This window comes from Roseovarius sp. PS-C2, assembly GCF_018862045.1.
In the GTDB taxonomy this organism is placed as follows: Bacteria; Pseudomonadota; Alphaproteobacteria; order Rhodobacterales; family Rhodobacteraceae; genus Roseovarius.
Window position 1 is genome coordinate 129,741 of sequence record NZ_JAHKSQ010000003.1, and the last position, 13,994, is coordinate 143,734.

13 protein-coding genes and 4 tRNA genes are annotated in these 13,994 nt (G+C 63.0%); 10 read left to right on the plus strand and 7 right to left on the minus strand.

Annotated elements, in window-relative coordinates; genetic code table 11:
- Positions 1–156: 156 nt before the first annotated feature.
- From rimK to KPG71_RS06635, 3 genes are all read right to left on the minus strand, one after another.
- The gene (gene rimK / locus KPG71_RS06625) at positions 157–1,578 is read right to left on the minus strand and encodes a 30S ribosomal protein S6--L-glutamate ligase (RefSeq protein ID WP_216337331.1); all 1,422 of its coding nucleotides are present in this window, start codon (positions 1,576–1,578) and stop codon (positions 157–159) included.
- A gap of 135 nt (positions 1,579–1,713) precedes the next feature.
- The gene (locus tag KPG71_RS06630) at positions 1,714–1,986 is read right to left on the minus strand and encodes an NfeD family protein (protein WP_216337332.1); all 273 of its coding nucleotides are present in this window, start codon (positions 1,984–1,986) and stop codon (positions 1,714–1,716) included.
- Positions 1,983–2,873 (minus strand): SPFH domain-containing protein, encoded by an 891-nt coding sequence (locus tag KPG71_RS06635; protein ID WP_216337333.1) that lies wholly within the window; start codon positions 2,871–2,873, stop codon positions 1,983–1,985. Before KPG71_RS06635 ends, KPG71_RS06630 begins: the two co-directional genes overlap by 4 nt.
- A gap of 78 nt (positions 2,874–2,951) precedes the next feature.
- Between KPG71_RS06635 and tgt the strand changes: the two genes are divergently transcribed.
- The gene (tgt, locus tag KPG71_RS06640; protein ID WP_216337334.1) at positions 2,952–4,091 is read left to right on the plus strand and encodes a tRNA guanosine(34) transglycosylase Tgt; all 1,140 of its coding nucleotides are present in this window, start codon (positions 2,952–2,954) and stop codon (positions 4,089–4,091) included.
- Positions 4,092–4,323: 232 nt separating this feature from the next.
- A complete protein-coding gene (gene lon / locus KPG71_RS06645; protein ID WP_216337335.1) occupies positions 4,324–6,735 on the plus strand; it encodes an endopeptidase La in 2,412 nt (803 codons plus the stop codon).
- An 80-nt stretch (positions 6,736–6,815) separates the two neighbouring features.
- Here lon and KPG71_RS06650 read toward each other — a convergent pair whose 3' ends face one another.
- The gene (locus tag KPG71_RS06650; protein WP_216337625.1) at positions 6,816–7,010 is read right to left on the minus strand and encodes a hypothetical protein; all 195 of its coding nucleotides are present in this window, start codon (positions 7,008–7,010) and stop codon (positions 6,816–6,818) included.
- 128 nt (positions 7,011–7,138) lie between these two features.
- On the opposite strand from KPG71_RS06650, the gene KPG71_RS06655 reads away from it, so the two are divergent.
- The 6 genes from KPG71_RS06655 (at position 7,139) to KPG71_RS06680 (ending at position 8,544) form a co-directional block, all read left to right on the plus strand.
- On the plus strand, positions 7,139–7,600 hold the full coding sequence (locus KPG71_RS06655) for an HU family DNA-binding protein (RefSeq protein WP_216337336.1): 462 nt from the start codon (positions 7,139–7,141) through the stop codon (positions 7,598–7,600).
- Between the two features lie 19 nt (positions 7,601–7,619).
- Positions 7,620–7,694, plus strand: a tRNA-Val gene (locus KPG71_RS06660).
- 133 nt (positions 7,695–7,827) lie between these two features.
- Positions 7,828–7,903, plus strand: a tRNA-Val gene (locus KPG71_RS06665).
- A 198-nt stretch (positions 7,904–8,101) separates the two neighbouring features.
- Positions 8,102–8,178 (plus strand) — tRNA-Asp (locus KPG71_RS06670).
- Between the two features lie 32 nt (positions 8,179–8,210).
- Positions 8,211–8,287, plus strand: a tRNA-Asp gene (locus KPG71_RS06675).
- A gap of 38 nt (positions 8,288–8,325) precedes the next feature.
- Positions 8,326–8,544 carry an RND transporter gene (locus KPG71_RS06680; protein ID WP_216337337.1) on the plus strand — a complete coding sequence of 73 codons (219 nt, stop codon included), beginning with the start codon at positions 8,326–8,328 and terminating at the stop codon, positions 8,542–8,544.
- A gap of 7 nt (positions 8,545–8,551) precedes the next feature.
- On the opposite strand, the gene KPG71_RS06685 is transcribed toward KPG71_RS06680, so the two are convergent.
- From KPG71_RS06685 to KPG71_RS06695, 3 genes are read right to left on the minus strand one after another with little or no spacing between them, the layout of a single operon-like run.
- Positions 8,552–8,908 (minus strand): hypothetical protein, encoded by a 357-nt coding sequence (locus KPG71_RS06685; protein WP_216337338.1) that lies wholly within the window; start codon positions 8,906–8,908, stop codon positions 8,552–8,554.
- A gap of 10 nt (positions 8,909–8,918) precedes the next feature.
- A complete protein-coding gene (locus KPG71_RS06690) occupies positions 8,919–9,785 on the minus strand; it encodes an alpha/beta fold hydrolase (protein ID WP_216337339.1) in 867 nt (288 codons plus the stop codon).
- Between the two features lie 10 nt (positions 9,786–9,795).
- Positions 9,796–11,172 (minus strand): M20/M25/M40 family metallo-hydrolase, encoded by a 1,377-nt coding sequence (locus KPG71_RS06695; protein ID WP_216337340.1) that lies wholly within the window; start codon positions 11,170–11,172, stop codon positions 9,796–9,798.
- Positions 11,173–11,390: 218 nt separating this feature from the next.
- Between KPG71_RS06695 and hemA the strand changes: the two genes are divergently transcribed.
- Entirely contained in the window at positions 11,391–12,620 is a 1,230-nt protein-coding gene (hemA, locus tag KPG71_RS06700; protein ID WP_216337602.1) for a 5-aminolevulinate synthase, read from the plus strand.
- Positions 12,621–12,732: 112 nt separating this feature from the next.
- Positions 12,733–13,953: a RodZ domain-containing protein gene (locus KPG71_RS06705; RefSeq protein ID WP_216337341.1), complete on the plus strand. Its 1,221-nt coding sequence runs from the start codon at positions 12,733–12,735 to the stop codon at positions 13,951–13,953.
- Positions 13,954–13,994 lie beyond the last annotated feature (41 nt).

A 13,994-nucleotide genomic window follows, 5' to 3' on the forward strand; every position in this document is an offset into this window, starting at 1 on the left:
TGCGATGTTCCTGACGAAACATATAGGTTTTATGATCCACGCCGTCCAGAGGTCGGGTTTCGTACAAAACGTACAAAGTGTACGCGGGTTTTGTACGAAAATCCCGTGTCGGCCCGCCGGGTGCGTCCATGATGGGCGCAACTGCGTGTGACAGCGTCAGTCGGATTTTTTCCGGGTCGTGGTTTTGCGCCGCCGGACCGGAGCGGGGCGCACGCGGGATTCGATGTTTTCGTAAAGCCGCCCGACGATGTTCTTGCCGGTCGAATTCTCGATTCCCTCGAATCCCGGCGAGGAATTGACCTCGAGCACCTTGGGGCCGGTTTCGGAGCGCAGCAGGTCGACCCCGGCCATGTTCAGGTTGAAGGCCTTGGCGGCGCGCAGGGCGGTGTCGCGTTCCTCCTTGGTGATGCGCACGGATTTGGCCGAGCCGCCGCGATGCAGGTTCGAGCGGAAATCGCCCTCGGCGCCGGTGCGCTTCATCGAGGCGACGACCTTGCCGCCGATCACCAGACAGCGGATATCCTCGCCGGCGGCTTCCTTGACGAAATCCTGCACCAGAAAGTTGGCCTTGAGACCGCGGAAGGCGTCGATCACCGATTCGGCGGCCTTTTTGGTTTCGGCCAGGACGACGCCCTTGCCCTGGGTCGATTCCAGCAGCTTGACGATCAGCGGCGCGGTGCCCACGAGCCCGATCAGATTGCCGGTATCCTTGGGCGAGGCGGCGAAGGCGGTATTGGGCATTCCGATCTTGGCGCGGGCCATGATCTGATGGGCATAGAGCTTGTCGCGGCTGGCGCTGATCCCGGCGGAGGGGTTCACGCAATAGGTGCCGATGGTTTCAAACTGTCGGATGATGGCGGTGCCATAGGGCGTGATCGAGGCCCCGATGCGGGGAATCACGGCATCGAAGCGGGGCAGGCGTTTGCCGTCGTAATGCACCTCGGGGGCCATGGCGTTGATCGCCATGTAGCAGCGGGTGGTGTTGATCACCTCGACCGAGTGGCCGCGCTTTTCGCCTTCTTCGACAAGGCGGCGGGTGGAGTAGTTATCCTCGCGCGAGAGAACGCAGATCCGCAGGGCGCGCTTGGGCGCTTCGTGGCGCATCTTGGCGGTGTGATACACATCGTAGCTGAGTTCGGGCTGCATGAAACGGTCGGTGGCGACGATGGTGATGTGATCCTTGAGCGCCTGGCGCCCCAGCAACATGCGCGATTGCATGGTCGCTCGGTTGGTCAGCGTGATTTCGATGGGCCAGCTGTCGCCGTTGACCGACAGGTTGCTTTCGATCACGTAGCGCAGTTCCTTTTCGCCGTTCGAGGACGTGACCTCGCGCCGGTCGACGATGGGGGCCGAGCAGGGAATCACCAGATCGTCGCGCCCCGGAATGGGGTGAACGGTAAAGCGCACCTTGGGTTTGCTGGCCGGGCCGAAGGTTTCGATATCGAAGGCGTGCAACGCCGATGTGCGCGCGCCGGTATCGACCTTGGCGCGCAGGGCGGGCACCCCGAGATCCGGTAATGAAATCCATTCTTCCCACCCGAATTGCAGTTGCTGTGTGGCTTCGGGTGTATCGGTCATGCATCTGTCCCTTGTTGCGTCTGTGCGGGCAGGCCGTGGCGCGGGCCAAGGCCGGAGTCTTGGGGGTGATGACAGCATGTCGCAGGCGCGAGCACAAGGAATTCCATGTGAGCGGCCCGACAGGCGGCTTCGCGGTTACTGGTTGATGTCTTCGTGAATGATGCGGCTCTGATCGTTGCGGGCGCGGAAGGCGCGGCGCAGGATCAGCCATGCCGCCAGCGACAGGACCGCGAAGATGGCGATCAGGGCGGATGGCCCGATGGACAGGGGCAGGGCGACGATCAGCGCCGTCAGGGCGGCGCCCACGGCGATGCCCAGAAAGACATAGCCGGGGATCAGGGTTTCGAGGATGGCCAGCGCCAGAGCGGCGGCCAGCCAGACCCACCAGATATTCCAGAGTTCGCTCATGATTTGCCTTTCAGCATGTTGAAGGCGTTGCCGAAGGCTTCGAGCGCCTGTGCGGGAACCAGCACGGTTTGCGAGGACGGGCTGTTACCGAGGGCATTGAGCGCCTCGACCTGTTTCAGCGCGACCTGGTATTGCGCGGCCTCGAGCCCGTTATCGGCAATCGCCTGCGCCACGACGCCGGTGGCGTAGGCTTCGGCCTCGGCCTGAATGCGGCGGGCCTTGGCGGTTTGTTCGGCGGCGTACAGCTCGCCGTCGGCTTCGAGTTCGACGGCGCGTTTCTTGCCTTCGGCCTCGGTCACCTGGGCGCGGCGGGCGCGTTCGGCATTGAGCTGCTGGAGCATGGCGGCGCGGGTGGCCTCATCAAGGTTGACGTCCAGCAATTCGGCGCGGGTGACTTCGATACCCCAGTCGTCGACCGCATCCTCGACCGCGGCCTTGATGGTGGAAATCAGGGCCGAGCGGTTGGCCTGCACGTCATCGAGATCCATCTTGCCGATCTCGGCGCGCACGATCCCGGCGACGGTGGTGGCGATGGCGGCATCGGCGTCGCGGATGCGATAGACCGTCTTTTCCGGCTGGGTGATGCGGTAGAATACGGAGGTTTCGACCTCGACCAGCACGTTGTCGCGAGTGATGGCGTCCTGGCTGGCATTGGGAAGCTGGCGTTCGAGGATCGACACCTTGTGGCGCACCACATCGAGGAACGGCACGATGAAATTGATCCCCGGCCCGAGCACCGCGCGCAGGCGGCCAAAGCGTTCGACGACGTATTGTTCGGATTGCGGGACGATCTGGATTCCCTTGAAGATGACGGCGAAGATCAGGATCGCCAGAAGAATCCAGATCAGGTTCGATCCCAGAAGGTCCAGAATTTGTTGTTCGGTCATTGTGAAACTCACTCGAAATGAAAGCGCGGGGTTTTCAAGCGAGGTTAAATCACAATAAGGGGGGCGGAAAGACGGCAAATGCGGGATGATCCGGTGAAATTCAGCTTTCAATTGCAGGCCACGGACGGGGCGGCGCGCACGGGCGTGATCGAAACGCCGCGCGGCGAGGTGCGCACGCCGGCCTTCATGCCGGTGGGCACGGCGGCGACGGTCAAGGCGATGCTGCCCGAAAGCGTGCGCGCGACCGGGGCCGATATCCTGCTGGGCAATACCTATCACCTGATGCTGCGCCCCACGGCGGAACGGATCGACAGGTTGGGCGGGTTGCATCGTTTCATGAACTGGGAGCGGCCCATTTTGACGGATTCGGGCGGGTTTCAGGTGATGAGCCTTGCGGGTCTGCGCAAGCTGACCGAGGAGGGCGTGACCTTCAAAAGCCATATCGACGGGTCGCGCCATGAGTTGACACCGGAACGCTCGATGGAGATCCAGCGGCTGTTGGGCAGCGATATCGTGATGTGTTTCGACGAATGCCCGGCGCTGCCCGCGACCGAGGCGCAGGTGGCCGAGAGCATGCGGTTGTCGATGCGGTGGGCGGCGCGTTCGAAAGAGGCGTTCGGGGACCGGCCCGGCCATGCGCTGTTCGGGATCATGCAGGGGGGCGTCACCCCCGAGTTGCGCGAGGAATCGGCGAAGGCGCTGTGCGAAATCGGGTTCGATGGCTATGCCGTGGGTGGCCTTGCCGTGGGCGAGGGGCAGGAGGCGATGTTCGGTGTGCTGGACTATGCGCCGGGATTCCTGCCGCAGGACAAGCCGCGTTACCTGATGGGTGTGGGCAAGCCCGATGACATCGTGGGCGCGGTGAAGCGGGGCATCGACATGATGGATTGCGTGCTGCCCTCGCGCAGCGGGCGCACGGGGCAGGTGTTCACACGGCACGGGCAGTTGAACATCAAGAACGCCCGCCATCAGGACGATCCGCGCCCGATTGACGATCAGTGCACATGCCCCACCTGCCGGAAGTATTCACGCGCCTATCTGCATCATGTGTTCCGCAGCCAGGAAATCATCAGTTCGATGCTGCTGACATGGCACAACCTGCATTATTATCAGGACATCATGCAGGGGATGCGCGATGCGATTGCCGCGGGGCGGTTCGCGGATTGGGAAGCCGCGTTCCATGCCGGGCGCGAGCAGGGCGATATCGAGCGGCTTTAGGATGTGGTGAGAAGCCGCCCGCGGTGGGTGGCCCGTTATATCGCATGCCACGCATTTTCCCCCGGTCATGGCGCAAACAGCCCTTGTGGTGCCTGTTTGGGAAAGGCATTCTGCGTCAAATCGGTTGAAACGGGGCGGGGGCCGCCCCAAGTTAGCCTTCAGGAAACGCGGAGATGGGCGCGGCTGCCTTTGACAGGGGCCCGGACCATCTGCCCAGAACAAGGAAACGAGCATGCAAGAGCCTCTCAACGCCTCCTATCCGGTGCTGCCGCTGCGCGATATCGTGGTTTTCCCCCACATGATCGTGCCGCTGTTCGTCGGACGCGAGAAATCCGTTCGCGCGCTGGAAGAGGTGATGCAGGACGACAAGCAGATTCTGCTGTCCAGCCAGATCGACGCCAGCATCGACGACCCGACCGCCGACGGCATTTACGGCACCGGCGTTCTTGCCAATGTGCTGCAATTGCTGAAACTTCCCGATGGCACCGTCAAGGTGCTGGTCGAGGGTGTCGCGCGGGTGCGGATCACCGATTATCTGGACAACGACAATTTCTTCGAGGCGCGCGCCGAATACCTGAGCGAGATGCCGGGCGATCAGGCCACGATCGAGGCGCTGCTGCGCACGGTCAGCGACGAGTTCGAGCGTTACGCCAAGGTCAAGAAGAACATCCCCGAAGAAGCCCTGGCCGCCGTGAGCGAAACCGAGGAGCCGGCCAAGCTGGCCGATCTGGTCGCCGGGCATCTGGGCATCGAGGTGGAGCAGAAGCAGGAGCTTCTGGAGACGCTTTCGGTCAGCGAGCGGCTGGAAAAGGTCTATGGCCTGATGCAGGGCGAGATGAGCGTGTTGCAGGTCGAGAAGAAGATCAAGACGCGCGTCAAGTCGCAGATGGAAAAGACGCAGCGGGAGTATTACCTGAATGAGCAGATGAAGGCCATTCAGAAGGAGCTTGGCGACGGCGAAGAGGGCGAGGGCGAACTGGCCGAGCTCGAGGAAAAAATCGGCAATACCAAGCTGTCCAAGGAAGCCCGCGAAAAGGCCGAAGCCGAACTCAAGAAGCTCAAGAACATGAGCCCGATGAGCGCCGAGGCCACGGTGGTGCGCAACTATCTGGACTGGATGCTGTCGATCCCGTGGGGCGTGAAATCCCGCGTGAAGAAGGATCTGGGCCGGGCCGAGAAAATTCTGGATACCGATCACTATGGCCTCGAAAAGGTCAAGGAACGGATCGTGGAATATCTGGCGGTGCAGCAGCGCTCGAAAAAGCTGAAGGGGCCGATCATGTGCCTTGTCGGCCCTCCGGGCGTGGGCAAGACCAGCCTTGGGGAATCCGTGGCCAAGGCCACGGGGCGCGAGTTCATCCGCATTTCGCTGGGTGGGGTGCGTGACGAATCCGAGATTCGCGGCCACCGCCGGACCTATATCGGCTCGATGCCCGGCAAGATCATCCAGGCGCTGAAAAAGGCCAAGACGACCAACCCGCTGATCCTGCTCGATGAGATCGACAAGATGGGGCAGGATTTCCGGGGTGACCCGGCGTCGGCCATGCTGGAGGTGCTGGACCCCGAACAGAACGCCACCTTCGTGGACCATTACCTCGAGGTGGAATACGACCTGTCGAACGTGATGTTCCTGACCACGGCGAACTCCTACAACATGCCGGGGCCGCTTCTGGACCGGATGGAGATCATTCCGCTGGCGGGCTATACCGAGGACGAAAAGCGCGAGATCGCCAAGCAGCACCTGATCCCCAAGCAGATCAAGAACCACGGTCTGCGCAAGGGTGAGTTCGAACTGACCGACGACGCGCTGACCGATATCGTGCGCCATTACACCCGCGAAGCCGGTGTGCGGAACCTCGAACGCGAGATCGCCAAGGTCGCGCGCAAGGCGGTGACGCGGATCATCAAGGGCGAGGACAAGGCCATCAAGGTCACGTCCGAAAACCTGGGCGATTACCTTGGGGTCAAGAAGTTCCGCTATGGGCTGGCCGAGGAAAAGGACCAGGTCGGTGTGGTCACGGGGCTGGCTTATACCTCGGTCGGGGGCGAGTTGCTGAACATCGAGGCGCTGCGCCTGCCGGGCAAGGGCCGGATGAAAACCACCGGCAAGCTGGGCGACGTGATGAAGGAATCGATCGACGCGGCCAGTTCCTATGTGCGCTCGATCGCGCCCGAGATCGGCGTCAAGCCGCCGCGGTTCGAGAAGTGGGACATCCACGTGCACGTCCCCGAGGGCGCCACGCCTAAGGACGGGCCGAGCGCGGGCCTTGCGATGGTGACCTCCATCGTGTCGGTGCTGACGGGCATTCCGGTGCGCAAGGATATCGCCATGACCGGCGAGGTCACGCTGCGCGGCAATGCGCTGGCCATCGGGGGCCTGAAGGAGAAACTTCTGGCGGCGCTGCGGGGCGGCATCAAGACGGTGCTGATCCCGCGTGAGAACGAAAAGGATCTGGTCGAGATCCCGGACAATGTGAAGGAGGGGCTGGATATCATCCCCGTCGATCACGTCCGCGACGTTCTGAAACTGGCGCTGGTGCGCACGCCCGAGCCGGTGGAGTGGGACGAGGAGGCCGAAGAGGCCGCCGCCGCCGAAGCCGCGCTGAAAGGCGATGACAGCGTCAAGGGGGCCACGGCGCACTGACGCCGCGACTCGGACTTGAGTTGAAGGCCCTGCCGGGGATTACCGGTGGGGCCTTTTTTCGTTTTCAGCGAGGGAAGGGGTCAGCCGCCGCTGCCCATGCCGATGATGATCAGCAGGAGCGCAATCGCGGCGATCAGCCCGCCGGCCTTTTCCGAACTGTCGACGGCGGCCTCGGCAACGATCTCGGGCGCGACGACAGGATCGGACAGCCCGCCGGCCGTGGCCGCGCCTGTCATGGCGGCAAGTGCAATCAGAGTCACAATAGGTTTTGTCATGATTTTTTCCCCAGGTATCAATGGGTCCGATTTTAAGAAGGGTTTCCAGGCCAGGTCAACTGACGCTGGTCATGGCGCGCGGTTGGAGTTACGCTGAGCGCCAGAGCAGTCACGATCGAGAGGGTCCCATGACGACACGTCGCAGCGCCTCGAGCAAGGCGAAAACCAGTTCCAAGGCCTCCACGGCAGCGAAATCCGCGACAAGCGGAAAGACCGCCACGAAAGCCCCGGCGAAACCGGCCGCGAAAACCGCGCCCGAACCGGGGGTGGTCAGCGAAACCACCGTCACGTCGGTGGCGCCCGAGCTGAAGAAGAAGGAACTGATCGACATGGTGACCGACCGCGCGGGCGTGAAAAAGAAATTCGCCAAGCCCGTGGTCGAGGCGATGATAGACATTCTGGGCGAGGCCATCGCCGAGGGGCGTGAGCTGAACCTGCAGCCACTCGGCAAGCTCAAGCACCAGCGCACCAAGGAGACGCCGAACGCCCGGATCACCGTGGCGAAAATCCGTCAGAGCAAATCGGCCTCCCCGGCGCTGGAGCATAGCGCGGATAATGCGAAAGAGAGTGTTGCAGACGCCGCCGAGTGACGCTACATAGCGCGCCAACGGGTGATTAGCTCAGTGGTAGAGCGCTTCGTTCACATCGAAGATGTCAGGAGTTCGAATCTCTTATCACCCACCATGAATTCCAGGCGGCGTGCCCGAACAGCGGGCGCGCCGCTTTTCGTTTTGGCGGTTCGGACGGCGTGGTTTGTGAAATAGTTGTTGCAGAGCCTCTTGCACACGGCGCACGGCTTGGGTAAATGGCGCGCATCGGGTCGTTAGCTCAGTTGGTAGAGCGCTTCGTTTACACCGAAGATGTCGGGAGTTCGAGCCTCTCACGACCCACCATTTCCTTCATGTCCGGGATGATCGCGAAGCTGTTTTCGCTGTGCGTGGCTCATGCGGCGCGCGGGGGCTCGCGGGCTGTGGCGGGGTGTCGTGCGGACATGGCGGACGGGGGGTGAAATTTCCCGAAACGGGCGCTTGACGGCACCGCGCGCTGCGCCTAATAAGCGCATCACGCCCGAGCGATCGGGCGGGCAGTGAGCGGTTGTAGCTCAGTTGGTTAGAGTGCCGGCCTGTCACGCCGGAGGTCGCGGGTTCGAGCCCCGTCAACCGCGCCACCGCTGCCCCGAAGATCGCTTGTCGCGTCAGCGCGGTTGTAGCTCAGTTGGTTAGAGTGCCGGCCTGTCACGCCGGAGGTCGCGGGTTCGAGCCCCGTCAACCGCGCCACTTTCCTTTCCCTGTCATGGACAAAGATTTTGGCCCGTTTGCTGGACAAATTACCGTGGACGATCGTGCTGGTGATGTGCGTCACGCTGGGGCTGGCGCCGTTCACGCCCGAGCCGCATGTCTGGGAAAAGATCAGGATGCTGGCGGCGGGCGATCTGGTGCGTGCGGTCGACTGGTTCGATCTGGTGCTGCATGGCAGCCCGTGGCTGTTGGCGCTGGCCAAGCTGGGGCGTGGGATCGGCCGGGCGCGAGGCTGAGCGTTATCTAATCGGGGCAGTCGAAGGGCACGAAGGTGCTGGCCATGCCTTCGTTCATGGTCATGGTGGTCAGAAGGTCCGCCATCGCGATGTCCTGTTCGCTGCGGGGGCAGACCCCGCCCCTGGCCACGCATCCATTGGCGATGAAGGCGTCGTTTTCGTCCAGGAACGCATCGGTGATGCCGTCGCGCCCGAGCAGGGCGAGCGCATCCTCGACCGCGTGGCGGTAGAGGGCGCATTTGCGGTCGGTCCATGAGACGGGCGTGGTGTCATCGGCGGTGGCCGGGGCGGACAGGATGACGGCGAGCGCCACGAGGCCGCCAGTCAGGCGGTAAGGCGCGCCGTGGCGGGGGGAGCGTCGCACGCCCGCCAGGTCAGGCGAAGAACGCCCTGAGCGCCGTCAGGGTGTCCTGCGGGGCGGTATCGGGAAAGAAATGCCCGCCGGGTATCGCGAGGGCCTGCATATCGAGGCATTTGGGGGCCCAGGTATCGGCGACATCGTATTGGGCCGCCATGGCCCCGTCGGCCCCGTAGAGCACGAGGGCCGGGCAGGCGATGCGCTGTGTCAGGTCGGCGGCATCGTCCTTGAAATCGTGATCCAGTGCGGCGCGGTAATCGTTGCACATGCCGCGGATGGTGTCGGGATCGCGCCACGCGCGGCGATAGGCGGCCAGTTGATCGGGGCCGAACTGCGTCAGGTCCGATTTGCCCCAGCCTAGGAGGCAGCTTTCGAAATAGCCGTCCGGGTCATGGCCGATCAGGGTTTCGGGAAAGGGCTCGGGCTGAGCGAGAAAGAACCAGTGGTAATAGGCGCGGGCGACATCGGTTTTGAGTTGCGCCAGAAGGGTATGGGTGGGCACGATGTCCATCACCGCAAGCCGTGTGACGGCCTGCGGGGCATCCAGCGCAAGGCGATGTGTGACGCGCCCGCCACGATCGTGCCCGGCCACGGCAAAGCGGTCATGCCCGAGCTGCTGCATCAACGCCAGAACGTCCTGCGCCATGTGGCGAAAGCTGCAGGCGGCCACGTCGCGCGGTTTGCCGCTGTCGCCATAGCCGCGCAGATCGGGGCAGATCACGGTATGGGTTTCCGCGAGTCCGGGGGCGATCTGCGCCCACATGGCGCGGGTTTGGGGAAACCCGTGCAGCAGGACCAGCGGCGGTCCGTCGCCGCCCGTGCTGTAGGCGATTTCGACGCCATTGGGCGTGGCGATCTGGTCGGTGAAGCCGGGGATGGTCATGGGCGATCCCTCAGCCCTTGCACAGCGCATCGAGGATACGCGCCCAGCTTCGGGTGCCCTTGTGGAAGCTTTCCATATCGTATTTTTCATTCGGCGAATGGATCGCGTCGTCGTCCTTGCCGAAGCCGATCAGCATGGCGTTCATGCCGAGGATCGACTGGAAATGCCCGGCAATCGGGATCGAGCCGCCGCAGCCCACATAGGCGGCCTCGTCGGGCCATTCGTCGGAGAGCGCCTGACGGGCGGCTTCGAAGGCGGGATCGGCGGTTTCCATGACCGAGGCGGCGGAGGCGCCGTATTCCTTGAATTCCACCGTGCAATCGGCAGGCAGGCGAGTGCGCACGAAGGTCTGGAAGGCCTTGCGGATGGCCAGCGGGTCCTGGCCCTGAACGAGGCGGAAGCTGATCTTGGCGTGGGCCTGTGCGGGCAGGACGGTCTTGAAGCCGTCGCCGGTATAGCCGCCCCAGATGCCGTTCACCTCGGCGGTGGGGCGTGACCAGATCATTTCCAGCGGCATGCGCCCCTTTTCGCCCGCCGGTTCGCTGAGCCCGACCGAGCCAAGGAAACCCTGCCAGTCGAAATCCAGCCCTTCCCATTGGTCGCGGACCTGATCTGTCAGGTCGGGGATGTTGTCGTAAAAGCCGGGAATCGTGACCTTGCCGGTGTCGTCGTGCAGATCGGCCAGAATGCCCGCGAGCGCGCGAATGGGGTTCATCGCCAGCCCGCCGAAAAAGCCCGAATGCAGATCGACGCGGGGGCCGGTGATGGTGAGTTCCTCGGTCACCATACCGCGCAGCATGGTGACGATGGCGGGGGTTTTCGACTGGAACAGGCCGGTGTCGCAGATCAGCGCGATATCGGCGCGCAGCTCGTCGGCGTTCTGCTGCATGAACGGGACCAGAGAGGGCGACCCCGATTCTTCCTCGCCTTCGAAGAAGAAGGTGATCTTGCAGGGCAGGGTGCCGTGGATTTCGCGCCATGCGCGGCAGGCCTCGACGAAGGTCATGAGCTGGCCCTTGTCGTCGGAACTGCCCCGGCCACGGATCACCGGGCCGTTGGGCGTGTCTTCGACCCTGGGATCGAACGGATCGTTCTCCCACAATTCCAGAGGATCGACCGGTTGCACGTCGTAATGGCCGTAAAACAGCAGGTGCGGGCCGTCGCCGTCGACATGGCCCACAACCATCGGATGACCCGGCGTTTCCCGCTTTTCGGCCTTGACCCCGAGGCTGTTGAGATCGGCCACCAGCCAATCGGCGGCGTCCGAGCACTGATCGGCATAGGCCGGATCGGTCGAGATCGACGGAATGCGCAGCAATTCCAGCAGGCGGTCGGTGGCGGCGGGCAGTTGGTCGTCTATACGGGCCAGAACGGCGTCCAGTGACATGGGCTTTCCTCGGAGTTGCGCGATGTTCGGCGGGAAGGTAACAGGTGACGCGCGGCTGTCCAGCAAGCTTGATCGAAGTCAAGGAAACGGGGGGCGTCAATTTGTAACCTGTTGCGTGACAGGTGTGTGATCTATATGCATCTGACTTAATGAATATGTCGTGCGCGAAACGGCATCCACCCGTAGCGGGGATGGAACGGACCAAGGAGGAAACGCCAGTGGATTACTCTGCGAAGCTGGATGACGCGATCAACCGTCTGCACGAGGAGGGCCGTTATCGCACCTTCATCGATATCGAGCGCCGCAACGGGCAGTTTCCCCACGCCACATGGCGCAAGGACGATGGCAGCGAGCAGCCGATCACCGTGTGGTGCGGCAACGATTACCTTGGCATGGGCCAGCACCCCGTGGTGCTGCAAGCGATGCACGAGGCGCTGGATGCCACGGGCGCAGGATCGGGCGGCACGCGCAACATTTCCGGCACGACCGTGTATCACAAGCGGCTGGAGGCCGAACTGGCCGATCTGCATGGCAAAGAGGCCGCGCTGCTGTTCACCAGCGCCTATATCGCCAACGATGCCACGCTGAGCACATTGCCCAAGCTGTTTCCGGGGCTGATCATCTATTCCGACGAGTTGAACCACGCCTCGATGATCGAGGGTGTGCGCCGCAATGGCGGGGCCAAGCGCATTTTCCGTCACAACGATGTCGAGCATCTGCGCGAATTGCTGGCCGCCGACGATCCGGACGCGCCCAAGTTGATCGCGTTCGAATCGGTTTATTCGATGGATGGCGATTTCGGGCCGATCGAGGCGATCTGCGATTTGGCGGACGAATTCGGCGCGCTGACCTATATCGACGAGGTTCATGCAGTCGGCATGTATGGCGCGCGCGGGGCAGGGATTTGCGAACGCGACCGTCTGATGCACCGTCTGGACATCATCAACGGCACATTGGCCAAGGCCTATGGCGTGATGGGCGGCTATATCGCGGCATCGGAAAAAATGTGCGACGCCGTAAGGAGTTACGCGCCGGGCTTCATCTTTTCGACCTCGCTGGCGCCGACGTTGGCGGCAGGGGCTACGGCATCGGTTGCCTTTCTCAAGACGTCCGAAGGGCAAAAACTGCGCGAAAAGCACCAGACCCAGGCGAAGATCCTCAAGACCCGCCTGAAAGGTCTGGGCCTGCCGCTGATCGACCACGGCAGCCATATCGTGCCGGTCATCGTCGGCAATCCGGTTCACACCAAGAAGTTGAGCGACATGTTGCTGGATGCCCACGGCATTTATGTGCAACCGATCAACTATCCGACCGTGCCACGCGGCACCGAGCGCCTGCGCTTTACCCCGTCGCCGGTGCATGGACCCAAGGAGATGGACGCGTTGGTGCATGCAATGGATGAACTTTGGAGTCATTGCGCGCTGAATCGTGCCGATTTGACGGCCTGACACCCCGAAAAGGTGTAAAATGCCTTGCCATGTGCTATTGTAGCGCAAACAAGAGGCAAGCTTTCGAATCGGGACAATCGGAAGCGGTGAACAGGTTTGAGGGGCAGGCCGCATGATCGGGCGCAGGTTTTCGCGCAAGGCAGAAGAATACGAAGCAGAGCCGCGGGGCTTTGACGATTTCGATTTGCGCCTTGGCGATGTTATGCGCGGCGAACGCGCGACCCTTGGCAAATCCCTTCTGGATGTAGAACGCGAATTGCGAATCAAGGCCTCTTACGTGGCCGCCATCGAGAATGCCGATCCCGGTGCTTTCGACACGCCCGGTTTCATCCCCGGTTACGTGCGCTCCTATGCGCGCTATCTTGGCATGGACCCGGACAAGGCGTTCGAGGCGTTTTGCATGGAAAGCGGATTCTCGATTGCGCATGGCATGTCGGCCGAGGCGTCCTCGATCCGCAAGCCACAATCTTCGGGGCAGTGCCGCACGACCGCCCGCAAATCCGATCCCATCATCGCACCGAACACGCCCTTCGCTCCGGCGAGCGAGGGGTTTCTGTCACGTATCGAACCGGGCGCGATCGGGTCTGTTATGGTGCTGGTCGCTTTGATCGGTGCCATCGGATATGGCGGGTGGAGCGTGCTGAACGAGGTGCAGCGCGTCCAGTTCGCCCCGGTCGAGAATACGCCCGATGTCCTGGCCGATCTGGACCCGCTGGAGAGCGCGGTGCCGAACGCAGAAGACGGGCAAAACCGCGATCTGGCCGGGACTTTCACGGCCCCGGCGGACGACCGGCTGGACCGGCTGTATCGTCCCGAGGCTCTGGACGTGCCCGTGATGGTGGCGCGCGATGCGCCGATTTCCACGCTGGACCCCGCACAGGTGGGCACCATTCGCCCCGACCTGCCGCGCACCGACCGTTCGAGCACGTTCGAAGTGGCCCGCAAGGCCGAGAGCCTTCCCAGCCCGCAGGTGGTCGAGGCCCCGATGCCGGGGCTGCGCGTCGTGGCCGTGCGTCCGGCATGGGTGCGGGTGCGCGCCGCCGATGGCAGCGTGATTTTCGAGGGCATCATGAATGCCGGCGATACCTATGATGTCCCCTCCACCGAAGAGGCCCCTACATTGCGCGTGGGCGAATCGGGGGCGATTTATTTTGCGGTGAATGGCGAGCATTATGGCCCGGCCGGGGCGCGCGGTTCGGTCACGTCCGATCTGGCGCTGGATGCCGCAGTTCTGAGCGCGGCCTATGAGGTGGCCGATATCAGCCAGGATCAGGACCTGTCGCGCTATGTGGCCGAATTGCAGACCAATACCGACAGCGCGCCGCAGGACTAACCGGCGCGCAACGATTGCGGCCCGGCGCGAAGCGCCCTATC

What these genes read in the sequence shown, in the direction of transcription:
- rimK (WP_216337331.1), bottom strand. Translation starts at nt 1,578, where the DNA reads ATGACCGATACACCCGAAGCCACACAGCAACTGCAATTCGGGTGGGAA.
- KPG71_RS06630 (WP_216337332.1), bottom strand. Translation starts at nt 1,986, where the DNA reads ATGAGCGAACTCTGGAATATCTGGTGGGTCTGGCTGGCCGCCGCTCTG.
- KPG71_RS06635 (WP_216337333.1), bottom strand. Translation starts at nt 2,873, where the DNA reads ATGACCGAACAACAAATTCTGGACCTTCTGGGATCGAACCTGATCTGG.
- tgt (WP_216337334.1), top strand. Translation starts at nt 2,952, where the DNA reads ATGCGGGATGATCCGGTGAAATTCAGCTTTCAATTGCAGGCCACGGAC.
- lon (WP_216337335.1), top strand. Translation starts at nt 4,324, where the DNA reads ATGCAAGAGCCTCTCAACGCCTCCTATCCGGTGCTGCCGCTGCGCGAT.
- KPG71_RS06650 (WP_216337625.1), bottom strand. Translation starts at nt 7,010, where the DNA reads ATGACAAAACCTATTGTGACTCTGATTGCACTTGCCGCCATGACAGGC.
- KPG71_RS06655 (WP_216337336.1), top strand. Translation starts at nt 7,139, where the DNA reads ATGACGACACGTCGCAGCGCCTCGAGCAAGGCGAAAACCAGTTCCAAG.
- KPG71_RS06690 (WP_216337339.1), bottom strand. Translation starts at nt 9,785, where the DNA reads ATGACCATCCCCGGCTTCACCGACCAGATCGCCACGCCCAATGGCGTC.
- KPG71_RS06695 (WP_216337340.1), bottom strand. Translation starts at nt 11,172, where the DNA reads ATGTCACTGGACGCCGTTCTGGCCCGTATAGACGACCAACTGCCCGCC.
- KPG71_RS06705 (WP_216337341.1), top strand. Translation starts at nt 12,733, where the DNA reads ATGATCGGGCGCAGGTTTTCGCGCAAGGCAGAAGAATACGAAGCAGAG.